The 23600-nt window shown below is 53.6% G+C and carries 21 protein-coding genes; 11 read left to right on the top strand and 10 right to left on the bottom strand.

Annotated elements, in window-relative coordinates:
• The first annotated feature begins 101 nt into the window (after positions 1–101).
• Positions 102–2201, top strand: a complete 2100-nt coding sequence (locus RID21_RS25425; RefSeq protein ID WP_350193831.1) for an efflux RND transporter periplasmic adaptor subunit — start codon at positions 102–104, stop codon at positions 2199–2201.
• Positions 2202–2204: 3 nt separating this feature from the next.
• Complete coding sequence (locus tag RID21_RS25420; protein ID WP_350193829.1) at positions 2205–5666, top strand: efflux RND transporter permease subunit; 3462 nt, start codon at positions 2205–2207, stop codon at positions 5664–5666.
• 5 nt (positions 5667–5671) lie between these two features.
• Here RID21_RS25420 and RID21_RS25415 read toward each other — a convergent pair whose 3' ends face one another.
• Positions 5672–6748: a HEAT repeat domain-containing protein gene (locus RID21_RS25415; RefSeq protein WP_350193827.1), complete on the bottom strand. Its 1077-nt coding sequence runs from the start codon at positions 6746–6748 to the stop codon at positions 5672–5674.
• A 309-nt stretch (positions 6749–7057) separates the two neighbouring features.
• On the opposite strand from RID21_RS25415, the gene RID21_RS25410 reads away from it, so the two are divergent.
• The 7 genes from RID21_RS25410 to RID21_RS25380 all read left to right on the top strand — a co-directional run bounded on the left by RID21_RS25410 (position 7058) and on the right by RID21_RS25380 (position 14649).
• Positions 7058–7549, top strand: coding sequence for a MarR family winged helix-turn-helix transcriptional regulator (locus RID21_RS25410; protein WP_350193825.1), 492 nt, complete (start codon positions 7058–7060; stop codon positions 7547–7549).
• Between the two features lie 69 nt (positions 7550–7618).
• Positions 7619–8317, top strand: a complete 699-nt coding sequence (locus RID21_RS25405) for a pirin family protein (protein WP_350193823.1) — start codon at positions 7619–7621, stop codon at positions 8315–8317.
• Between the two features lie 60 nt (positions 8318–8377).
• Entirely contained in the window at positions 8378–8803 is a 426-nt protein-coding gene (locus tag RID21_RS25400) for a DoxX family protein (RefSeq protein WP_350193821.1), read from the top strand.
• Positions 8804–8922: 119 nt separating this feature from the next.
• A complete protein-coding gene (locus RID21_RS25395) occupies positions 8923–9501 on the top strand; it encodes an NADPH-dependent FMN reductase (RefSeq protein WP_350193819.1) in 579 nt (192 codons plus the stop codon).
• A gap of 366 nt (positions 9502–9867) precedes the next feature.
• Positions 9868–11586, top strand: coding sequence for a putative bifunctional diguanylate cyclase/phosphodiesterase (locus RID21_RS25390; protein WP_350193817.1), 1719 nt, complete (start codon positions 9868–9870; stop codon positions 11584–11586).
• A 193-nt stretch (positions 11587–11779) separates the two neighbouring features.
• Positions 11780–13399 carry a hypothetical protein gene (locus RID21_RS25385; RefSeq protein WP_350193815.1) on the top strand — a complete coding sequence of 540 codons (1620 nt, stop codon included), beginning with the start codon at positions 11780–11782 and terminating at the stop codon, positions 13397–13399.
• A 5-nt stretch (positions 13400–13404) separates the two neighbouring features.
• On the top strand, positions 13405–14649 hold the full coding sequence (locus tag RID21_RS25380) for a serpin family protein (RefSeq protein WP_350193813.1): 1245 nt from the start codon (positions 13405–13407) through the stop codon (positions 14647–14649).
• Here RID21_RS25380 and RID21_RS25375 read toward each other — a convergent pair.
• From RID21_RS25375 to RID21_RS25365, 3 genes are read right to left on the bottom strand one after another with little or no spacing between them, the layout of a single operon-like run.
• Positions 14646–15077, bottom strand: coding sequence for a dual specificity protein phosphatase family protein (locus RID21_RS25375; protein ID WP_350193811.1), 432 nt, complete (start codon positions 15075–15077; stop codon positions 14646–14648). The two genes, RID21_RS25380 and RID21_RS25375, sit on opposite strands and share 4 nt — an antisense overlap.
• 35 nt (positions 15078–15112) lie before the next feature.
• Positions 15113–15568: a DoxX family protein gene (locus RID21_RS25370; protein ID WP_145441945.1), complete on the bottom strand. Its 456-nt coding sequence runs from the start codon at positions 15566–15568 to the stop codon at positions 15113–15115.
• 48 nt (positions 15569–15616) lie between these two features.
• Complete coding sequence (locus tag RID21_RS25365) at positions 15617–15841, bottom strand: hypothetical protein (protein WP_350193809.1); 225 nt, start codon at positions 15839–15841, stop codon at positions 15617–15619.
• Positions 15842–16165: 324 nt separating this feature from the next.
• On the opposite strand from RID21_RS25365, the gene RID21_RS25360 reads away from it, so the two are divergent.
• On the top strand, positions 16166–16348 hold the full coding sequence (locus tag RID21_RS25360) for a CPXCG motif-containing cysteine-rich protein (protein WP_350193807.1): 183 nt from the start codon (positions 16166–16168) through the stop codon (positions 16346–16348).
• A gap of 3 nt (positions 16349–16351) precedes the next feature.
• On the opposite strand, the gene RID21_RS25355 is transcribed toward RID21_RS25360, so the two are convergent.
• From RID21_RS25355 to RID21_RS25335, 5 genes are all read right to left on the bottom strand, one after another.
• A complete protein-coding gene (locus RID21_RS25355; RefSeq protein ID WP_350193805.1) occupies positions 16352–16567 on the bottom strand; it encodes a DUF1653 domain-containing protein in 216 nt (71 codons plus the stop codon).
• Between the two features lie 25 nt (positions 16568–16592).
• A complete protein-coding gene (locus RID21_RS25350) occupies positions 16593–17621 on the bottom strand; it encodes a class I fructose-bisphosphate aldolase (protein WP_350193803.1) in 1029 nt (342 codons plus the stop codon).
• Between the two features lie 103 nt (positions 17622–17724).
• Positions 17725–18414, bottom strand: a complete 690-nt coding sequence (locus RID21_RS25345) for a DUF2293 domain-containing protein (protein WP_350193801.1) — start codon at positions 18412–18414, stop codon at positions 17725–17727.
• A gap of 150 nt (positions 18415–18564) precedes the next feature.
• The gene (locus RID21_RS25340) at positions 18565–20022 is read right to left on the bottom strand and encodes a tetratricopeptide repeat protein (RefSeq protein ID WP_350193799.1); all 1458 of its coding nucleotides are present in this window, start codon (positions 20020–20022) and stop codon (positions 18565–18567) included.
• A gap of 69 nt (positions 20023–20091) precedes the next feature.
• The gene (locus RID21_RS25335; RefSeq protein WP_350193798.1) at positions 20092–21867 is read right to left on the bottom strand and encodes an SLC13 family permease; all 1776 of its coding nucleotides are present in this window, start codon (positions 21865–21867) and stop codon (positions 20092–20094) included.
• Positions 21868–22285: 418 nt separating this feature from the next.
• On the opposite strand from RID21_RS25335, the gene RID21_RS25330 reads away from it, so the two are divergent.
• The gene (locus RID21_RS25330; RefSeq protein ID WP_350193796.1) at positions 22286–22681 is read left to right on the top strand and encodes a DUF4345 family protein; all 396 of its coding nucleotides are present in this window, start codon (positions 22286–22288) and stop codon (positions 22679–22681) included.
• Here the strand turns inward: RID21_RS25330 and uvsE are convergent.
• Positions 22658–23584: a UV DNA damage repair endonuclease UvsE gene (gene uvsE / locus RID21_RS25325; RefSeq protein ID WP_350193794.1), complete on the bottom strand. Its 927-nt coding sequence runs from the start codon at positions 23582–23584 to the stop codon at positions 22658–22660. The two genes, RID21_RS25330 and uvsE, sit on opposite strands and share 24 nt — an antisense overlap.
• Between the last annotated feature and the right edge of the window lie 16 nt (positions 23585–23600).

Below are 23600 nucleotides of genomic sequence, written 5' to 3'. Positions count from 1 at the left end.
TTTCCAGAGAAACAGGGCGGCTGGCTGGTTTATCCGGCACGGTCCACCGCTGGTTGTTAATAACCGGCTGGTCGCTCTTTTAGAAAACCGGGAAACGCAAGATGACTTCATCTTCAACTAATGATCAACCGCAGAACTCCCCAGACACAAAACCGCACCCCGAAGGCAAGTCCGCCCGCTGGTGGCTGAGAAAACTGCTGCCCACCGCCCTGTTTCTGGCGGTGGGACTGTTACTGATTGTACTGGTGGGCCTGGCGCAGCGAGTCGGCTGGATCCAGTCGGGCACGTCGCCCGCCGCGTCGATCAGCGACGGGGGTAAGGAAACGACATATACCTGTCCCATGCATCCTCAAATCCGCCAGCCCCAACCGGGACGCTGTCCCATTTGTGGGATGGAACTGGTGCCGGCGGCGAAGAAGGGCGCCAACATTGATGAACTGGCGGTGACGATTGAACCGGCACAGCGTCGCCTGGCTAATATACAGACGGCGGAAGTGAAGACGCAGGCAGTCAACTCGACGATTGAAACCATCGGTTCGATTGAAATCGATGAGAGCCGGCAGGCGACAATCGCCGCTTATATTGATGGACGGATCGAGAAACTGTTTGCTGATTATACTGGCGTCGAAGTCGAGAAGGGAGACCACCTGGCGATTGTCTACAGCCCCGAATTGTATGCTGCCCAGGTGGAATTGCTGGAAGCCCGTAAGGCACTCAAGAAAATGAGTTCTGCTGCCCTCGGAGTCGTACGTGAAGCACAGGAAAAGCTGGTTGCGAATTCCAGGCAGAAACTGGTGGAACTGGGGATGACAGAGGAGCAGATTCAGCAGCTCCTCGCATCCGGTAAGGCTGAGTCGCGACTAACGATTTATGCCCCGATGGGGGGAACCGTTACGGAAAAACTGGCCGAAGAAGGGAAGTACATCAAAGCGGGGGAGCCCATTTATCGGATCGCCAATCTGACGACGGTCTGGCTGATGCTGGAACTCTATCCCGAAGATGCCGCCCGCATCCGCTTTGGTCAGCAGGTCGACGCCGAGCTGCAGTCATTACCCGGTAAAACCCTGAAGGGACGTGTCGTATTTATTGATCCTACAGTGAATCCCCAGCGACGAACTGTTGGTGTGCGGGTGGAATTCAGTAACGAGCATGGACAACTCAGGCCCGGCGATTATGCCAAGGCACAGATCACGGTTCCCATCGGTCCGCAGGGAGCCGTTTACGATGCGGAGCTGGCAGGAAAGTGGATCAGTCCGATGCATCCGCAGGTCATCCGGGACCAGCCAGGAGACTGTCCCATCTGTGGGATGAAATTAGTACCCACTTCACGATTTGGTTACAGCCAGGAGCCTGTTCAGCAGAAACAGGCACTAACCGTGCCCCGGTCCGCGGTGCTGATGGCCGGCGATCACAGTGTCGTGTATGTCGAAACAAAACCGGGTCGATTTGAACTCCGAAACGTGACACTCGGCCCGATGCTGGGGGATACTGCGGTGATTCTGGACGGAGTCAAACCGGGAGAACAGGTCGCTACGTCGGGTAATTTCCTGATCGATTCCCAGATGCAGCTTTCGGGGAAGCCGAGCCTGATTGATCCAACAAAATATCAGCCGAATAAAAAATCAAAAGAGAAAAAAGGACCCTTGAAGTTTGATTCGATTCAGATTGAAAAGCTCGCAGGGGGGACCGGTACGCAATTAGAAAAACTGTACGCGGCTTACTTCAAGATTCAGAAACAGTTTGCCGGTGATCAACCCGTAAAAGAATCGGAGGCGACCACCTTACAGAAACTGGCTGCTCAACTGGCCCAGGATGCTAATCTCAGTCCAACTGTCAGACAGGAACTGCAACAGATCGCTGAGAACGCGGCGCATCTGCATCATCTTTCGCTGAAAGAGGCACGCCTGAAATTCAAACCGATCAGCCATGCGGTGGTGAAACTGGCGACACAGGTACGAGGTGCGACAGCGAAAGAGGCGTATCAGCACTTCTACTGTCCCATGGTTCCCGAGGGGGGCGGGGACTGGTTGCAGCCGGACCTGAAACTCGTGAATCCCTATTTCGGCAGCCAGATGTTGCGCTGTGGAGAACTGGTGGAGACATTCGCCCCAACCGGGAAAGTGGAGAAGAAATCGGAGCATCCCTCTGCCGGAGAAGCGAAACCGGAAAAGCAACCGACTTCAGATCAGGGGGGGAAATAAGTCATGTTGCGTGCCCTGATTCGTTTCAGTATTCGTGAGCCGCTGATCATGTTCTGTGTGACCGCGGTTCTGGTCGGTTTTGGCTGGATGAGCGTCCGGGATGTGCCCATCGATGCGATTCCCAACATCGGTGAGAACCAGGTGATCATCTTCACGGCCTGGCCGGGTCGGTCTCCCAAAGATGTGGAAGACCAGGTGACTTACCCATTGTCGGTGTCGATGCTGGCAGTTCCCGATGCCGAGTCGGTGCGGGGGAAAAGTCTCTTCGGTTACAGCTTCGTGCAGGTCACCTTTAAAGACAGTACCGATTTCTACTGGGCCCGTTCGCGGGTCGCCGAACAACTGGGAACGGCGGCGGCTCTGTTGCCGGAGGGCGTGGTGCCGACTCTGGGGCCGGATGCCACCGGGCTCGGGCAAGTGTTGTATTACACGCTCGAACCACCGCCGGGAATGAATCTGGCGGAGTTGCGGAGCCTGCAGGATTTTGTGGTCAAATACGAATTGCAGGCGGTGCCCGGCGTCAGTGAAGTAGCCAGCGTGGGAGGTTATGTCCGGCAGTATCAGATCGAAATCGATCCGGATAAACTGCGGTTTCACAACATTCCCCTGAATCAGGTGATTGATGCCGTTCGCAAATCAAACATCGATGTGGGTGCGAAGACGGTGGAATCCGGAGGGATGGAATTCATTATCCGGGGCCGTGGTTTTATTGGCGCCGAACAGAGCACCGAGAAGGCGGTCGGTGATATCGAACAGACGGTCATTCGTTCTGAGGAGGGCGTACCTATCCGAATTCGCGATCTGGGCCGCGTACAACTCGGGCCGGAATTTCGCAGAGGGGCCATCGATTTAAATGGCGTCGAAGCAGTGGGGGGCGTCGTCGTGATGCGGTTCGGCGAAAATCCCCGCAAGGTGATCGATCGCGTCAAAGCCAAGATGGCCCAGATCGAACCGGGGCTGAAGGGCGTCAATTTCAAACTGGTTTACGATCGTACCGGCCTGATTAACGAAACGATTTCGACATTGACTGACGCATTGACACAGGAAGTAATCATCACCGCGGTGGTGATTCTGCTGTTCCTGTTGCATCTGCGGGCCAGCCTGGTGGTGGCGATCACACTCCCCATTGCCGTGTTGATGGCGTTTATCGCGATGAATGTGTTTGGCATTGATGCAAATATCATGTCATTAGCGGGGATCGCGATCGCGATTGGGACGATGGTGGATATGGGGATTGTGATTTCCGAGTCGATCTACGATGCGCTGGCCCAGTGGGAAACGGAAGGGCGTCCCGGGGGGAAGGAGCAGCGACTACGTGTGATTTATGAAGCGGCGTCTGAAGTGGCCCCGGCGGTCGTGACGGCGGTGATGACCACGGTTGTCAGTTTCTTTCCCGTCTTCATGCTGACCGGACGTGATTACAAACTGTTTGCGCCGCTGGCCTGGACGAAAACCTTCTCGATTACCGCGGCCCTGATTGTGGCGATCACGCTCGTTCCCCTGTTGAGTCGACTGTTTCTGAATTCGAATCCCAGGCCCTGGAGACAGCGTCTGATTGTGTCGGTCGTGTTCGCGCTGGTCTGTGGAATCCTGACATGGTCTTTCGGTGCGGATTTCCTGCGGTGGTTGCCATTGAGTTTACCGGTGCTGACGCTGATTGCAGTCGGGCTGGCGGGAATCAGCTGTTTCTGGCTGCTGGGCGAACGGTTGCGTCCTGTCGATGAAAACCCGGTTGCGCGGCTGATTCATTATTTATACGAACCCACGCTCCGCTTTTTCATGCGGCACAAGTACCTGTTTTTTACTGGCCCGACACTGATTGTGTTGCTCGGTCTGGGAAGCTGGGTAGGCATGCCCACAGTGCTGAAGCCTCTCGAAAAAGGAGCCCGGGCGCTGGGTGTCGAGCCCAACGAAGTGCCCGGCTGGGTTGAGGTGAAGCACCTGTTTCCCGGACTGTCAACGAATGACTGGATTGCCCTCGATGAAGGGAGCTGGTTCTATATGCCGACGCTCTATCCTGCAGCCAGCTTTTCCCAGGCGATGGAAGTGTTGCAGACTCAGGACGCATTGATCAGTGAGATCCCCGAGGTTGAAAACGTGCTGGGGAAGATCGGCCGGATTGAATCGGCCCTCGATCCCGCTCCCGCGGCCATGATTGAAACATATGTCATGCTCAAGCCCGTCGATCAGTGGCGGCCCGGTGTGACTACCAACGATATCTGGGATCAAATCAACGCGGTAGCAACACTGCCCGGCGTGACACCCGCGTCTCCCCTACAGCCGATCGAAGGGCGCGTGGTCATGTTGCAGAGCGGTATCAAGGCGTCGATGGCAATCCGAATTTACGGCGACAGTCTGGATGGGCTTGCGCAAGCATCGATCGCTGTTGCCGATCATCTCAAGCAGATTCCCCAGGTCAATGCCGCGACCGTGAATCCGGATATTGTGCTCGGGAAACCGTATGTCGAATTTGATGTGAGTCGGGAGACTGCAGCCCGATACGGGATGTCGACCGCGATGGTGAATGAGGTGATAGAAACGGCGCTGGGGGGATCAAACGTGACACGGACTGTCGAGGGCCGCGAACGCTATCCGATCCGCGTCCGTTATGAAAGAAACTTGCGGGAACAGATTGACGAACTGAATCGACTGCCCGTGGTCACACAATCAGGAGAGATCATTCCACTTTCGTTGCTGGCAGAGATGAAAACCACCTGGGGCCCCGGCGTGATTAACAGCGAAGACGCACGGCTGGTGGCTTACGTCTCTTTCTCTCCTTCGGGGCAGGCAGGGGCTCTGGAAACCGTGGATACCGTTGAAAACAGCCTGCGGACTGCGCAGCAGGAAGGTTCGCTGGATCTGCCGGCAGGTTACGCACTGCAGGCGGTCGGATCGTTTCAGAACCAGATTGAAGCCAACCAGCGGCTGATGTGGGTGGTGCCCCTGGTGATCTTCACCAACCTGTTTATTATCTATCTGCAGTTCCGCAATCTGTCGATCGCGCTGACCGTGTTTGCCGGGATACCGGTCGCGTTTGCCGGCGGTATGATCTTCCTGGGCTGGAACCAGATTGAGATCAACACGGCAGTCTGGGTTGGCTTTATTGCTTTGTTTGGTATCGCCGTTGATGATGGCGTGGTAATGGCAACATATCTCGATCAGGTATTCACCCGGAAGCGACTCAATACCAGCGAGGATATTCGCAATGCAGCAGTGCAGGCAGGGCTCAAGCGGATTCGCCCCTGTCTGATGACAACATTTACCACGATTATCGCGCTGATGCCCGTGATCTTTTCGACCGGTCGCGGTTCCGATGTGGCCAAGGCGATGGCCTGGCCGGTGGTTGGCGGGATGACTGTCGAACTGATTACGCTGTTCGTGGTGCCCGTGCTGTTTGTGGCTTACAAGGAATTCAAGATGAACCTGGGACTGGATGATCCTCACTGGGCAGGCGTGGAAGATTAGCGAGTTCAGTCTTTTTGATTGAGTATCGCTGACCAGTGCGTTTTGAGCGCCTCCGGGTCCAACTCACCATCCCATTGCTGATTCCAGACAATGCCGGATTCGGACTTGAGCTCCGGTCGCAGTCCCAGCATCAGGCGATGGTATACGGGGCTCTGGATCAGGTCCGGGCTGGCTTGTCCTTCGGCGAGTGCCTGCAGGGTGAGGCTGATCATCGCAGCACTCCAGCGGCTGGTGAGATCAGCCTGCAGATCTTCCTGTAAAAAGGGGACGTGATTGAGAACTGTTTCGATGGCGGCTTGATCCCGGGTGCGAGCCAGCGCGATCAGGGCGACCCGTTTCTGGAAATGGTTCTGGTTACGTTCTGCCTGGTTGAGTAGATCCGTGAGAACTGGAACAGCTCGCTCACCGGCACATTCAGCGTACAGACAACAGATCGCGGCTTCCCATTTCGCACTGGAACTGTCCTTGAACTTCATGCGGTGTTCAATGATGTCCTGTAGTGTTGCTTCCGCCTGGGGACCGCCGATCTCCCTGAGGCAATAGGCCATGCGTGCGGTCGGGTAGGCGCTGACCTGCTCAAAGCGCTCGAAATTTGAAGCCAGGGTGTCGCTCAGTGGGGTAACGACTTCCGGTCCGCGTCGGGACAGACGTGTGATTTGCTGGTGGACAGTCGCTGGATAGAAGGGGGAAATGCCGCCCAGCGATTTGATGAGTTCCGGTGTGGTATTGGCCCGGGCTGTGGTGACGAAGATCAGAATCAACGACAGGAGCAATGCGAGGGTATTGACGCTCAGGGGGAGCAGGTTTTTAAAAATGCGTTCCTGTCTGGTCGAGAAGAACTGCAGAATCTGATACGGCAGGTAGATGATCCAGCAGAGAATGATGGGCACACCCATTCCCAGGGGAACGAACATCAGAACTCCCAGTATCAAGAAGGGGATTCCGAAATAGTAAAACCGCCTGGTCCCTTTCGTCAGGGGGCGACAGAAAATCAGCGTGAGAACCAGCCAGCCGGTAAAAGCGAGGAGCAGGGAGTTCAGAAAGGGCAGCTTTACCTCGGTGACACTGTTCACGCAATTCATACAGGCTTCTGCCGCCCGTTGGGGCAGAGCGAGGAAGAGTGCCAATGTCAAAAGGGAGATCTGTTTCATACTACTTGAGCGACTGGCTGAATAAATGATAACTGTTATCTCAATCATTGTAACTGATGGCGTCGTGATTCCTACTCTGGTTTGAGTGTCTGTTTGATGGGGGACAGAGAGCTGGATATCGGGTTTGAGCAGTCGGCAGTTTTACTCACCACAGAAATCTTTCGAGAAAAATTCCAGAATACATATTGACGTGACGATAGTTTATATATAAATTAAAAGCGGAGAGGTTACAAAATGAATATGAAACCGACACAACTGCAACAGGAATTGAAGAAGAAGCAGGCATTTCAGTCCCCTGAAATCGAGGCGATTCTGAACATATTGCGTACCAGCGATCAGCTTCAGAATCGTCTCGGTAAGCTGTTTCGGGAGTTCGGGTTAACATCGTCACAGTATAATGTATTACGGATTCTGCGGGGCGAGGGGAAACCACTGCCCAGTCTGGAAATCGCCAGCCGCATGGTTCAGGTCGTGCCTGCGATTACCGGGCTGATTGATCGCCTGGAGAAACAGGGACTGGTACGGCGGAAACGCTGCCAGAAAGACCGAAGGGTGGTTTACGTGGAGATCACATCAGAAGGAAAAGATCTGCTGGATGAGATGGATGCACCTTTAAGTGCGCTGCATGAGGAACTGTTAGGGCATCTGGCTGAAGATGAACTGCATGAATTGAATCGGCTGCTGGTCAAAGCGCGACAGAACTGTTGTGTTGGTGCCAGGATTTCAGGCTGATTTTTTTTAGTCTAATAGTTTACATGTAAATAATATGGGATTTAAGTAAATAGGAGAAAGGGCTCTACAATGATTCGTGTACGCAAGGCTGAGGAACGGGGCCATGCCGATCATGGCTGGCTCGACACTTATCACACTTTTTCGTTTGCTGGTTACCAGGATCCGGAGCACGTTCACTTTCGTACGCTGCGGGTCATGAATGAGGATGTAGTCCAACCGGGGCAGGGCTTCGGAACGCATCCCCACCGGGATATGGAGATTGTGACTTATGTTCTGGAGGGTGCTCTTGAACATAAGGATTCGATGGGCAATGGTGAAGTCCTGCGAGCCGGCGAGTTCCAAAGGATGTCAGCGGGGACCGGGATTACTCACAGTGAGTTCAACCCGTCCGCAACTGAGCCGGTGCACCTCTACCAGATCTGGTTGTTCCCGGAAAGTAAGGGGATCGAGCCCAGTTATGAACAAAAACAATTTCCCGTGAGTGAGCAACAGAATCAGTTGCGGCTGGTGGCTTCGCCCGAGGCTGAAGCAGGTTCGTTGCGGATCCACCAGGACGCGCGGGTTTATCTCTCGCAGATTGAAGCAGAGCAAACCGTTACATACGAGCTGGCGGAAGGACGGCATGCCTGGTTGCAGGTTCTGAGGGGAAGTGTGCTGTTGAATGATATTGCTCTGGATGTGAGCGACGGTGCCGCCGTAAGTGACACCCGAAGCTTGAAGATCCAGGCAACTGACGATGCCGAGATCATGCTGTTTGATCTGAAATAAACTGACAATTAAAATCACAACTGAAAATCACGACAAGAAAAACTTAAGGGAGAACCGAAGATGTCTCAAAATCCACTGGCAGGACTGACGAGCTTAGCAGGGCGAATCATGATCGCGACCATTTTTCTGATGAGTGCTGTCGGAAACAAAATTCCACAGTTCAATAACGTGGCCGGCTACATGGCTTCGGAAGGGGTTCCCGCACCCCAGGTCATGCTGGCGGGGGCGATCGTGTTTCTGATTGCCGGGAGTCTGTCTGTCATTCTTGGTTTCAAGACTCGCATCGGTGCCGGCCTATTGCTGGTGTTCCTGGTACTGGCTACTTACTTTTTCCATGACTTCTGGACACTGGAAGATGCCCAGGCACAGCAGGCTCAATTGATTCAGTTCATGAAGAACCTGGCATTGATGGGGACGATGCTGTTTCTGATGGCCAACGGTCCGGGGCAGATGAGTCTCGATCAGCGCAAGAAGTCACGGGGATAGGACAGTTATAGCTTAGAATAAAAAACATTCGATCTCTAAGACCAGGTTCAGTAAGATAGCAGTTGATTCTGCTTACTCTCATTCAATTCATCATGCATCTTCAGAAGGAAGCGAGACTCATGGCGTCACCTAAAATTCTAGCCTTTGCAGGCAGTACCAGACAGAATTCTCATAATCAGCGTGTGCTCGAAGTCGCAGTGGCGGGTGCCCGGGCAGCAGGGGCTGAAGTGACAGTGGTCAATCTCAAACATTATCCATTGCCTCTGTTCAATGAAGATCTGGAACGGAGTACGGGAGAACCCGATGCTGCTGCGAAACTGAAGCAGCTGTTCTTCGAGCACGATGGTCTGCTGATTGCATCACCTGAATACAACAGCTCAATTACGCCACTGTTGAAGAATACGATTGACTGGGTTTCACGGAAAGTCGGCGATGAAACACCACTCCAGGCTTATCGGGGTAAGGTAGCCGCACTGGTATCAGCCTCACCGGGAGCCCTGGGAGGCCTGCGGGGACTGGTCCACGTCCGTTCGATTCTGGGAAACATCGGCGTGGTGGTTCTGCCGGATCAGGTCGCGGTTTCCAAGGCCCACGAAGCCTTCAATGAAAACGGCCAGATCAAAGATGAAAATCAGCAGAAGTCTGTAAGTGGAGTCGGAGCAAAACTGGCAGAGATGCTACAGAAGCTGGCAGATTGAACAGACAATTCACCGCCGGACAATCGATTCAATCGGGAAGCCACTGGTTCTGATATGGGCCAGTGGCTTTTTATTTGGATGACAATGTCTTGAATACTTGCGTTCGTCCTGGAGCTGACTATGCGGCTTAAAACCGGGCTGACCCGCATAATCGCATCCTTGAATCGTGTAATTCCCCCGTATTTTACCTAAGTCGTTGCTGGGGTGGCCTAAACTTTCAACGCACGTCAGGAGGGAATCGCTGTACTTGTGAATGCGACAGCGAAACTGAAAGAAAGGAATTCAGAGCAAAACCGAGTATTCAATCGTTTTAGATTCAGAAGCAGGTCCCTATGGGGAACGACACTGAATTAAGGGCTCATCAAATTGACAGATCTTAACTCCGAATTGAGTTATCTACAGGCATTTCGCGACGCCGTCGATGAGGCGGGGATCGTGGCGATGACCGATGTGCGGGGTAAGATCCTGGATGTCAACGAGAATTTCTGCCAGATCTCGGGCTACAGCCGCGAGGAACTGCTTGGTCAAAACCATCGTATCCTGCGCTCCGAACAGCACACTGATGAATTTTTTCGTGAGATGTATCGGACAATCGGGCAGGGAAATGTCTGGCGAGGTGAGATCTGTAACAAATCCAAAAGTGGATCGCTCTACTGGGTGAATACCACAATCGTGCCTCTCCAGGATGACCAGGGCAAGATCAGTGGCTACCTTGCACTACGAATTGATATCAGCGAGCAGAAACGTCTGATGCAGCGGATGCAGCACCTGGCACATCATGATCCCCTGACAGGACTGCCGAACCGTGTTTCGATCCTGGAATCGATCCAGAGGGTGATCGATTGTCAGCCGGAAAAACACTATGCACTGCTCTTCATGGACTTTGATCGCTTTAAATTGATCAACGACAGTCTGGGGCATGACGTCGGGGACAAACTGCTCGAAGCGATTGCAGTTCGTCTGCGGAAATCGGTACGAGCTACAGATACGATCCAGGCCGCCCGACTTGGCGGTGACGAATTTGTCGTTCTGCTGGAAAATCTGAAATCGCCTCAGGATGCGACCAGGGTTGCGGAGCGGCTGATCAACACCTTATCTGAACCGTACAATCTGGGCGGATATACGATTTACTCCAGCGCCAGTATCGGGATCGTGACCAGCGAGCATCCCGTTAGTTCTGCCAGCGAGATGCTGAGTAATGCGGATCTGGCGATGTATGAAGCGAAAGCGGAGAAGCTGGATCGACCGGTTGTGTTCGACCGCGTACTGCGGGAGAAGGCGCAACGGCGGCTCTATGTGGAGAATGAGCTCCGCGATGTGTTATCACGTAATGAACTGACGCTCTTCTATCAGCCGATTATCGATTTGGGAACAGAGGAATTGCGGGGCGTCGAGGCGCTGATTCGCTGGTTCCATCCGGTGGGAGGCATGATTCCTCCCGATGAGTTTATCTCGGTCGCTGAAGAGATGGATATGATCATTCCCATTGGTAACTTCGTGATCGATGAAGCCTGCCGACAGTTGGCGGAATGGCGGAACCGTCTGGGAGAGCACGCACCAGAGAATATGCATGTGAACGTCTCACGGAAACAGCTGGAACATCCGACTTTGATATCCGTGGTTGAACAGGCTCTGCAGAAATATGATCTGCCCGCAGGATGTCTGCACCTGGAAGTGACCGAAAGTATGATCATGCACGACCGGGAGGCCTCGATTGCCACCCTGAACGGCTTGAAAAAACTGGGGGTCAAACTGGACGTCGATGACTTCGGGACCGGGTATTCTTCACTGTCATGCCTGTGTGACTTTCCCATTGATGCCTTAAAGCTGGACCGGGAATTCGTCAAGAAATCGGACCGGGACCGTGAGGTCACACTGATTCACGCTCTCATCATTCTGGCCGAAAAGCTGGGGCTGGAAGTGATTGCAGAAGGGGTCGAAAATACCGAACAGCTGGCACTTCTGCAGGACCTGGGGTGCTGTCTGGGCCAGGGCTATTATTTCTCCAGGCCGGTGAGTGGCAAGGATCTGGAAGAATCCATTCTCGTGGGACTGGGGATAACTTCCCCGGTGGCGAAAGTCTGAACAGAGAGTTCCTGAAAGTGGGCATTCTGCCTTGACTGATCTCTGTACACATCATTAAAACCTCTTTTTTAAATGTTCATAAATTCATGAACCGCAGGCTGCTGGTTCGTGTCATGAACCCATTATTACATTAAAATGATATACGGAAGTGTCGTTTGTGATATTGTGTTAAAAGAGGACTGTGTTAAAGAGGATGGTTGCTTTCGATCAGAATTCCGGGGAAAAAGATGACGATGCGCGCGAGCTCCCCGAAACGCTGCCCTGGGATATCCGCCCCTCCATCTACGATCATCTCTGTCTGCACATCGTTTCAGGACAGCCCGGTCTCGTGGAAGCAGGCTATCAGTTGCCCGATGAAGAGCGGGTGAACGAAGAACTGGAGCTGCGCTGGGCAGCAGGCGCCCTGGATGGAGTCATGACTCATCATACGGGAGGCAGCAACTCAGAGGAACGGGTTGAGAAAACGATCTGGCTGCTACTGACCTGCTGCGAAGAACCGACGGCGATCAACAAATACCGGCTCTATCAACACATTGTGGAAGAGCACATTGTGGTGCTGATTGATGCGGTTATCACGCGTCTGCTGAATGAGCCTCAGCTTAAACATGATCGACTGTACGAACTGGCACATTCTTTTGCCACCGAGACTACGGATCGGGAAACGGTCAAATTTGGAATCGCGCTGCTGGGGCTCTACCAGGTTGAGGAAAATTCGGAGCTGTTTCATATCCTGGGACGGCACGATGAATTTACGCTGTTTTGTGCTGTGGCGTTGACTAACGTTGCAGACGACAGTGAGCAGGCATTGTGGGAGCTGGCACAGAACGTGTTTGGCTGGGGGCGAATCCACATCGTTGAGCGGCTGGCAGAAACTGAGAATGAAGAAATCAGGGACTGGCTGCTCCGAGAGGGATTCCGTAATTCCGTGCTGACAGAGTACCTGGCTTATATCTGTGCTAATACCGGCGGTCTGCTGCCCGCGTTACATGATTCAGCCCAGGATCGAGAATTGTTGACAGCGGCTGGCGAATTGATAGAAGCGTTGATCAATGGCGGTCCCGCTGAAGATATGGACGACTACGAGGATGGTGCAGCGGCGGTTGAACTGTATCTCCAGCAGATCGAGGAAGCGCCTGTAACCCTGGATGATTTTTTGCACATACGCGCGATTCAACTCTATCTCTCTAACCAGGAAGCCGACTGGGAAGTGCGCAGTGAACGGGGCTGGTACCGTGAATGTCGCCAGGGATTAGAGGCAGCCTGCAAACGGATCCTGGAGCGTCCCGAATGGGAGACCCGGGTCAGGCAGGGACTGGAGAGCGAAGACGACTATGAGTTTTTCCAGGCAAATCAGGCGGCGCGGGTTTTAAAGCTGCCAACCTGGGATCACCACTGGGACCGACTGCAGGAACAGCCGGACGACGCTGGACGCTGGTTCCACCTGCTGCTGGTCTGTGAAGAACCTCAGCTGACACAGGTTCTGGACTTCGCGGAACAGCAGCTGGATCTTAATCGAATTGCCAGTGGACCCGGTGATGCACTGGGGCTGGGCGATGACTTTAAACAGCATGGTTGCCTCGATTATATTTTACAGGAACTCCGTCGTTTCCCGGGACAGGGAAAAACGCTAATTGAAGCCGGACTGAAGAGCCCCGTGATCCGCAATCGAAAGATGGCGGTCGCTGCTCTGGCCACCTGGGGAGACGCGTCACAACGATGCGAGCTCCTCAAACAGGCGGTAGAAATCGAACCGGATGGACATCTGCAGCAGCAGATGCAGAAGCTGATTGATGGCCAGAAACTGGAAGAGTAAGTCTTATGGATCAGAAACGTCAAATCAGTGCCGAACAGCGCTATTGTGAACTGCGCACTATCGTCGATGATGGAAACCGTTTTGCCTGCGCCCTGTTTGCTGAACTGTCACAGGTTAATTCCGGAAACCTGTTCTTTTCCCCGGCCAGTATTTCCACTGCGCTCGCGATGACACTCGCAGGCGCCCGGGGGAAAACCGCGGAGGAGATGAAACGGGCGCTGCGACTGACTCAAGAAGGACAGCAGCTGCATGAATCGTTTCACCATTTGTTAACTGAGACCCGCACCGGAGGCGTGGAGCTGAACGTTGCCAACCAGCTCTGGGGGCAGGCTGATTATCAGTTTCTCACTCCGTTTCTGGATACGGTTCGCGAGTATTACGGCGGCGGTTTGCAGAGCGTCGATTTTCAGGGGAATCCTGGAGATGCGGCAGCTCAGATCAATCAGTGGGTCTGCCAGGAGACGCGTGGCAAAATCACGGAAGTGGCGTCACCCCTCAGTTTTAATGAACTGACAAGGCTGGTTCTGGTCAACGCGATCTACTTCAAGGGAACCTGGGAAGAGGAGTTCGATCCGGAACTGACACGGGATGAACCATTTCACATCTCGGCCGAGAAGCAGACGCCAGTCCCGATGATGCATCAGACGGACACCTTCGGCTACTATGAAAATGAAATGGTTCAGGTGCTGGAACTGCCTTACCGTCAACAGAATGTCGTCATGCAGTCTGTGGAAGCCGAAGATGGCAGTTTTTATATGACAGCACAGGAAATCCCGGGAGGGGGGAGCGACTTCAGCATGTGTATTATCCTGCCTCGAGAGCAGGGGACATTGCAAACAGTGGAATCCGAGTTGAATTCGGAGACGCTCGATCAGTGGCTGAGCACGAATCATCGTGAAGTCATTGTCAGTCTGCCCCGCTTTCAACTGGAGCTGGAATATGAGCTGAATGCGCCGCTGGAAGCTTTGGGGATGAAACAGGCGTTTGGGCCGGATACTGCAGACTTTTCCGGGATGACTGATGACCCTGAGGGCCTATTTATCGGCTCGGTGTTGCACAAGACGTTTGTGGAAGTTAACGAGCAGGGAACTGAAGCAGCGGCTGCGACAGGGGTCATCATAGCCGCAGGCTGTGCGATGGAACACGAACCTCCCAAAGTTTTTCGAGCCGATCATCCGTTTCTGTTTTTGATCCGTGACCGTCAGACTCGCCTGATCTATTTCATGGGACGGTATCAGCAACCGGATTAGCTGCCCGGTTCCGTTTCCTCGAGCAACTGTTGAATCTCATTCCAGAGTCCCGGGGCGACGTCACAGGGACCTGAGGCAGCAACCTGCTGGAGTGCATCGGCAAAAGAACAGCCATTCACCAGCGACAGTGCCCCGGCTACGATTGCGGGGGAGCGGCTCATACCGGCACTGCAGGAGACCAGTGTTGGCAGATCGGCGGAAATGAAGCGGGCCACGGTGGTCAAAGCGGTCTGCAGTACCACAGTCTGGTTTTCGTCACCATCGATCAGGGGAAGGCGACAATAGACGATTTCGCGGGGATAGCTGATGGGCGGCTCTTCCCGTGCCAGTTCTACAACCGCGGTAATGCCGAGATCGAGAACCTGATTTAAGTCGCGTGCATCCCGGGCATTACCGATCCAGAGCAGTCGAGGCAGGACTTCGCGCATAACTGTGACTCACCGTAACATGAGAATTGATCAGATCACGTTTTGGCTTGCTGGCGGGACTTTTTCCAGAAAAGCACGGCATCGATTGAAAGCGGGCCGGCTCCCACGATCAGCAAGTAGATTGAACCAAGCAGCATTGAGAAATCGGTTCGGGCGGCGTGAGCCATCGACCAGAAGCCATCTTCCGCTAACATAGGAATCTTCGTTGAGAAAATGGCGACCAGCATGATCGTAATCGTGGGCAGGACTGCGAGCCGCGTGAACAGCCCCAGTACAATTAAAATGCCGCACACGATTTCAAAACCGGCAACAAAATAAGAGAGGAACTCAGGTGAGGGGAGACCGATCTTCAGGAATCGGCCGGCCCCCCGAATTTCGGGATAAAGAAATTTCTGAATACCCTCTGAGAGAAAGATCAGGCCAACCATGGCTCGAATCAGGATGACAGCTGCAGAAGCATTAGAATGAAATGCTTTGGTAACCAGACTCATTGCTTAAATATCCCTCAAACATTGATGGCTTCGAAGTCAGCAGGATTCTCAGCCGCCGGTCCGTCTGTGCATGAACGTATTTTTCTGGTTGCCCTTCGCTCCCTGGTCGCCTTTGGGAACGGCTGACTGCATAATTTTAGTACGAGCGGGAATCGGTTGTTTCGATTCCTGGTCTGTTTTTTCCTGAGTTTTCTTTTTGACGCTCTCCAGGTGCTTCTTTTTAGCGACCCGTTTCTCGCGATCTTTCTTTTTCTGTTGTTTCTTATTTGCCATGTGAATCTTCTCCGCTGAAGGAAGGCTGGATGAAATCATTTCGGGAGAAGTCCAGAGGAAATCTTCGAAACTAAGTACCTTGTGGGTGCACCGCTAATGGTCACCAGTTACTTATGTCAGTTTAACATTGCCGAACCCAATTAGATAGAATTCCGGGTAATCTGATCGGACTTCTTTCAGAATCCAATACATCATCTAAGATTTTTCAGATCGGCATCACTTCCGGTTAGAGTGACGGTGTATAATCCAGTCAGGCCAGCTTATAGCAGATTGGAAACTGCGACTGTTGTGCTTCGTCAATTATGGTAACAGGAGACCCGAGCGATGCAGGAAGAAGCCAGTTATATTTGTGATGCCTGCGGTGAAGAAATCGTTATACCGATTGATGTTTCACAGGGGGCCGAGCAGGAATACGTAGAGGACTGTCCGGTCTGTTGTCATCCGAACGTAATCCACGTGCACGTGGGTCGCGATGGCGTGGCCGACATTCAGGCGGAAGCCGAGTAGAGTCTACTCGGGACCAATAAACTGAAAGCGGGGAATGACGCGTCCGTCGATCTCGACTTTTTCCAGGAACATTTCCTTGGGACGCACCCAGAGACCGAACTGGCCGTAATCCGCACTGTAAACGACCATCTCTTCTTCGGTCTCACTATGTCTGGCGACTCCGATAACGAGATAGTCGTTCCCTTTATAATGTCGATAACGGCCGGTTTTCACGGTCATGAGTCTCCTTACTTTCGGTTAAGATTTACGCGGTCACCGATTCCATTTCGGTACTATATTCTCCACGTCGGGCACTGCGGTTACAGCTGGCACGATGATACATCGATTTTTGCGCCGCTGCGACATTCGCGGAATCTCCGCTCCAGATCTCCATGCCGGGCTGCTGAATGGCGCGGGCAAAGGAGAAGGAGAGTGCCCAGGGAACTTTGGTTTTGTACTTGGTATTCATCATGTTCAGACGCTCGGAGGCGAGCTCGCTTGACTGACCGCCGGAGAGGAACGCGACGCCGGGAACTGCGACGGGAACCACACGTCGGAAACAGCTGACTGTTGCATCGGCGACTTCCTCGACGGAATTCTGTTTGGGACATTGCAGACCCGGGACGATCATGTTTGGTTTGAGGATCATGCCCTCCAGCAGTACCCGTTGTGCTGCGAGCTGGGCGAAGACGAGTCGCAGTGTCTGTTCGGTCACTTCAAAACAGCGTTGCAGGGTATGGGCTCCGTCCATCAAAACTTCCGGTTCCACGATGGGAACCAGACCGGCTTCCTGACACAAGGATGCATAGCGTGCCAGCAGGTGAGCGTTGGCTTCCAGGCAACCGGTTGAGGGTGTGCCTTCCCCAATGGTGATCACAGCCCGCCACTTGGCGAACCGGGCGCCTAGCTGCACGTATTCCGCGAGTCGTTCCCGCAGACCATCCAGTCCTTCGGTGATTTTCTCTCCGGGAAATCCGGCCAGAGACGTCGTGCTTTTGTCGACTTTGATACCGGGGATGATGCCGGCTTCCTGGAGCACCTGTACGAAAGGTTTGCCGTCTTTGGTCTGCTGATGGATGGTTTCATCATACAGAATCGCGCCGCTGATCGCTTCATTCAACCCGGGGGTGGTGACCAGCAGCTCGCGGTAATCCCGACGGAATTCTTCGGTCTGGGGAATATCAAGTTTCGCGAACCGTTTGTGGCAGGTGGGCGTGCTTTCGTCCATGGCCAGCAGGCCCTTGTCGTCTGCGACCATTGCGTAGGCTGTTTCGATCAGTTGCTGCAGACTCATTATACTGCTCCTTCTGGTGGACCCGGAATGACACAGTTCACTACCTGACAACAGCCTCTCTCGCTGATGAGCGGCGTGCCCGGAAAGAGTGATCTGACTACCTTCACTTTAAACCATCGGCTTCCCACTCTGCAAGGGCGCGGTGCAGGGGGCAGTCTGTCGGAGGAGTGGAAGGGCTGCGATACTCATTCAGCAGTTCCTTGGAGCGACGGGCCAGCATCCGCCGGACTTCGCGTCGTTTCCCTTTCACGCGGGGAATGACCATTTCGTCATAAGCGGTTGTCTGGTGCCGCATCCAGGCGATAACAGCTGATTCCGCACGTTGCTCCAGGGGGATCCGTTTCGTGCGAGCCACCGTTCCGCTGCCGACGGGAGTTGCGTGCGCCGTGATTGCCTGTGCCATCTGATGGGCGATCTGCTCATGCGTCGGGTGGAAGTCCAGATAGGAGAGTACCGCAGAGAGGAAATCGTCGACATAGGTGGACTGTTCCTGTTCCCGGCGCGCGGCAGCCGCAGCCTGCTTTTTTGCATAAGCGGGAGTGGCACGCTCTGCTGCCAGGTCGGCCTGGATCCGGGTGATGGTCTCTGCGGGGGCCCAGATCCCTTTCGAAAAAGTGCGTCGGCCTTTCTTTTCCTGCACGCTCCAGAATTCTCCCGCAGCTTTGACTCGTCGCGTCAGACCGGCGTCGCCGGGAGGGAGCAGGGTCCACCCTGTGGGGACTGTATGGATTGAGCCATCAGCGGCTTTGACGGAATCCGGAGTGGGGCCGGGGGAGAACGTGTTGCTGGTCATGTTGTGATCACATCCGTGTGAGTTGATTTTCAATTATCTGAAACAGGAGGCTGTGGGGGGCCTTTTGTAATGAATTACCCTGTGGATGTTCAAGCCAGAGTCGCATAAAAACGATGGATATCACGCACTGAAGGTCGACAACACCTCGCATCAGGGGGCGAGATCACTATAGGCCTGATTTCGTTCATAACATTGCAGTTGTTTTTCACAATCCGTTTTATCTTCATTTTGGGCCAACTCCATGGCCTGGGTGATCCACTTGATCGCCTCTTCGAAGTCGCCGGACTCCGCAGAGGCGGCTGCGAGTACACTCAGGGAGTTCCAGTTTATTTCAGGAAGTAACTCCAGATTACGGTGCGCCAGTTCCAGGGCCTTGGGGCCATTGCGATATTGAGGTTCAGGGCAGGTGGCCAGCATCCAGGCCAGACAAAAATAAGCGGTCGGACAGTCGGGGGCGCGCGAAAGTGCGGTTTCATAATCCTGCTTCGCCAGGTCATATTTGCCCAGTTTCAGACAGGCTGATCCCCGTGCAGCCAGCAATTCTACGGACTTCTCACCCAACTTCAGTGCGTGATTAAAATCGTCAATCGCTGTTTCATATTCCTGCAGCTCAAACCGGATTATGCCGCGATCGAGATAATTGCCGGGATCACCGGGGTTCTGATCGATGTCGGCACTGTAAGCATTGCGTTCCAGTGCCTGCCTGAAGATGGTTTTTGCCTGTTGCACTTCACCCAGCTTCAAATAACAGAACCCCAGAATGGCCTGCTGATCCGGAGTAAGCATGGTCTGTTTCTGTATCTGCAGAAAGTCCAGCAGGGCGTTCTGATACTGTTCAGCACAGTAATAGAGATTTCCCCGCTGGAGGTAGTTGTCGAGATCTTGCGGGTCGAGTCGAATGGCCTCGTGGAAGAGGCAATGTTTTAAGGCGAGGTCAAAATCTTCACGTGCCTGTTTCAACTGTCCCAGTTTTGTATGGGCGATTCCGCGCTTTTGGTGACAATCCCAGCGGTAATAGTACTCCCAGGTTTTGTCTCGATGTTGCAGGGCTTGTGTATATTCTTCAATCGCCTCCGAATACTTATGGAGATTCAGGAAGCAGTTACCCCGTTCAAAATAAGGCTCTGGTTTACGAGGGGCCAGTTGAATTACCTGCGATAAGTCATTCAGAGCTGCTTCGATGTTGCCGAGTCGGGCATACGTGTGTCCTCGATTGATCAGGGCATTGAATGTGTCAGGTTTTATTTCGAGGCAGCGGGTTGTTTCATCAATGCACTTCTCATGCTCATTTTGTAGACCATAAATCGCACCCCGGTTTAAAAATGCATAGGGGTTGTCTGGCTCCAACAGTGTGACCATATCGCAATCGGCAAGTGCCTCTGTCAGACGCTCCTGCTGGATGTAAGCGCTGGAACGTGCCAGGTAGGATTTGGTATCGCGAGGATTCTTATGAATCAGCTTGCTGTAACTTGCGATGGCAGAATCCAGATTCTTGAGGTGTGAAAATTGATGTCCCTGTGAGCGTGATGAAAACAGACCACGGATCATCAGAATGAGATAGATTTCGCAGAAGACGGCTGCGACAATGTAGGCAATATTTTCCAGCATAAAACATCCCTGAACCGAGAGAATACCAGTTCATTATAACAGTCGATGGAGGGCATACCACTGCCCGTCTCAGAATGGCCAGATCCAGGGAACCAGGATCACCGCGGTGATCCAGAGCAGCAGGTTGAGGGGTGTGCCTATGCGGATGAAGTCAGAGAAGCGATAGCCGCCCGGGCCATAGACCATGAGGTTGGTCTGATAGCCGATCGGTGTCATGAAACTGGCGGAGGCAGAGAGAATCAGGGCGATGAGAAACGGCAGCGGACTGGCGTCATACAGACGGGCTGTCTCCAGGCAAAACGGAAATAACAGAACGGCAGCAGCATTATTGGTAATCAGCTCTGTGAGGATCGATCCCAGCAGATAGATTACCGCCAGGGCCGCGATTGGTCCCCAGGCTTGCGTTGAGGCGACAAACGCACTGGCAATCTCGGTAGCGGCACCGGAGTTCTGAAGTGCTGTGCCGACTCCAAATGCTGCGGCAATGGTGATCAGCACCTGCCATTCAATACTCCGACGGGCATCACCGGTAGAGAGACAGCCCAGGAGAACCATGAGAACCGCGGTCAGCATGGTGGAGAGTACCACCGGCATGACACCTGAAATCATCAGGCCCATCAGGATGAAGAAGAGCAGGGCGGCGATCCAGGCTCTGTCTGCCCGGATGGGACGCCAGTCATCGACATCACTGATCAGGTAAAACGCCGGATCGTGGCGGTAGGCACGCAGAAAATGAAGCGGAGTCTGCAGGAGCAGAGTATCGCCGGCTTGCAGACTGATATCACCGATTTTCTGTTCGATACGTTTCCCGGCGCGATGAACGGCGACGATCGCCGCTCCATAAGTGGCGCGGAAATCGGCCTCGCGGATGGATTTTCCCACCAGGGGCGAGGTGGCGGAAATCACAGCTTCGCACAGTCGGCGTCTACGCTGTTTGCGGGGCGAGATTTCGTAGTCTGGATCGGCAATGGGGATGAGATGGGGGATTTTTTCCAATTCAATGATACTGCTGACAATGCCTGTGAAGATTAAGCGGTCACCTGCTTCCAGAATCTGTTCAGGACCTGCAGGGGAGAGAATCTTTCCGCGGCGATCGATCTCTATCAGGAACAGGCCCGGCAACTGGCGTAAACCGCCCTGTTCGATGGTCTGGCCGATCAGACGACAGCCGGACTGCACTTCCATTTCGACCAGGTATTCCCGCTGACATTCGCTTAACTGTTCCAGCAGTTCCTGACGCTCGGGGAGCAAGACGTGTCCCGCAAAGAACAGGTAAGCGATCCCAATGCAGGCATAAGGGACACCGATTTTGCCGATTTCAAAAAGTGACATACCCGGTAATCCACTTTCCAGCATCAGTCCATTAATCACCAGGTTGGTTGAAGTGCCGATCAGGGTGCAGGTGCCTCCCAGAATGGCCAGGTAGGAGAGTGGAATCAGCAGGCGGGAGGGGGCAATACGGTGCCGACGACTCCAGTCGATGACTACGGGAACAAACATCGCGACGATCGGCGTGTTATTCAAAAACGCCGACAGCGGAAGCACAACTCCCGAGAGCCTGAGTAAAGCACTGCGTTCGCTGCGTGACTGCCCCAGGACGTGATGCCCGATCAGATCGAGAATGCCGGTTTCACGCAGTCCGGCCACAACCACAAACAGGGCTGCGACCGCCAGCATTCCGGAGTTGGAAAATCCGACAAAGGCTTCCTGGGGAGAAATGATTCCCAGGATTGCCAGGATGGTAGTGGCACTCAGAAACAACAGGTCCGGGGGAGCCAGATTTTTTACCAGCGAGATAAACAGGAAACCCACAATACACACGGTGATCCATGCGTCACTATTCATTGCAGCAACCCTTCCGGGATTGAAACGAGGCCAATAAGAAAAGGGTTGAAAGCGATGGCTTTCAACCCTTTGGATGAGATATGGTACTTTGATCAGATCTGATCAGGTTTTGATAACAATCAACACACCCTCTCCCAAAGAACGAAAGCCGTTCCTGGACAACAGATCTGACAACAAAGTGTGATGATGGATTTCATGTCGTGGTCTATCGACTTTCAGGTGAATCGAGCTTGAGCTAAAAACAACGCAGAGAGAAACAGGCAACTGCGGGGATTCCGAGCAGACCCTCATTGGCTGGTATGCCTTGCGAATAAGACAGTCGGAAACGCGATCAGGTTCACCACAGTTTGACCATGGGACGAGGATCGTCTATTCTCGAGATATTCAGCGTATCCTTAATACACGGGAGTTTTAACTGATGATTCGAGTCTGGCTGGCCCTGGTAGGGGGGCTGTATCTGATGCTTGCACTCTGGTGTGCGATCACCCCTGCATCCACATCCCAGTCGGTGGGCTTTACGCTGGAGGGAGGCTCCGGGCAGTCGGAGTTCCTGGTGGTGTATGGCGGTCTGGAACTGGCTTTAGGCCTGATCTTTCTCTGGCCCCTCTGGCAGGCCGCTGTGACGCGGTATGCGTTGACGGTCTGTCTGATCGTGCATGGTTGCCTGGTCTTATTTCGTTGTGCCAGTTTTTTCCTGTTCGAGGGAATCGGCGCGACGACGTACTCATTGGCGACCGGTGAGTGGCTGATTTTTCTGATCAGTCTGGGATTCTGTCTGTCAACACGAAAATCAGTTTCTACTTCTGCGGAGTGACTGCATCAGTTTCAGCACTGCCTGTTCCTTTGCTTTGGCTTCGACTTCGACGGTCAACTCGTGGTCTTCCCAGCACGTAGGGAAATCACGCACATTGATGTAATCATGGTGCCGGTGGGGTTTCGGTCCCTTCCAGCCTTCCAGGGGACTGGAAATGTGAAACATCGGTTCGCGATCCCAGGTCTGAATTGCCTGTTCGGTAGCCTCTTCAATTGAGAGCTCATCAGGCAGGCAGCGGTGATGATGCGCGTCGTAGACCAGCGGTATGCCGATCTTCCGGCAGAGCGGGAGCAGATCCGCGGGAGTGTAAGTCGTGTCGTCATTTTCCACGGTCAGTCTGCTGCGGACCCGTTTCGAGAGACGCTTAAAGTTCTCCGCGAACTGTGTCAGGGCACTTTCCTTGTCTCCGTAGGCACCCCCGCCATGAATGTTGACCACATCCGCATTGACCCATTCTGCCACTTCGGACTGATACTCGAGCTCTGCTATCGAACGTTCTACAACTTCCTCGCGCGGGGAGTTGAGTACCACAAACTGGTCGGGATGAAAGCAGGTGCGAATCTGATGCTCGCGGGCGTACTGGCCACACTGTTTGAACAGCTTGACGATGGCCTTCCCCTCGGGCAGGTCCTGCATGTCGTAGCCACACTCAGGGTGAGTTTTCAGGGGGAGTATCTGACTGTTGATGCGAAAGCAGCCGATGTTGTGCGCGGCACAGTATTCCAGCGACGACCGCAGTGCCTCTGCATTTTCCCGACAGAGTCGCGCCAGTTTCTCCAGGGCGGCGGTCCGTTCCATCTGGCTGTTGGATTTGACTGTGGTATTCCGAAATTTAATCGGTTCTTCCAGAAACTGACAACAGAGCCCCAGTCTGATCGATGATTGTGATTTTGTTTTTGACACCAGACTTCCAGGCTCC

Source organism: Gimesia sp. (genome assembly GCF_040219335.1).
GTDB lineage: Bacteria > Planctomycetota > Planctomycetia > Planctomycetales > Planctomycetaceae > Gimesia.
The sequence above is the reverse complement of the archived record's forward strand: the minus strand, read 5'-3'. Positions and strand labels throughout refer to the sequence as shown.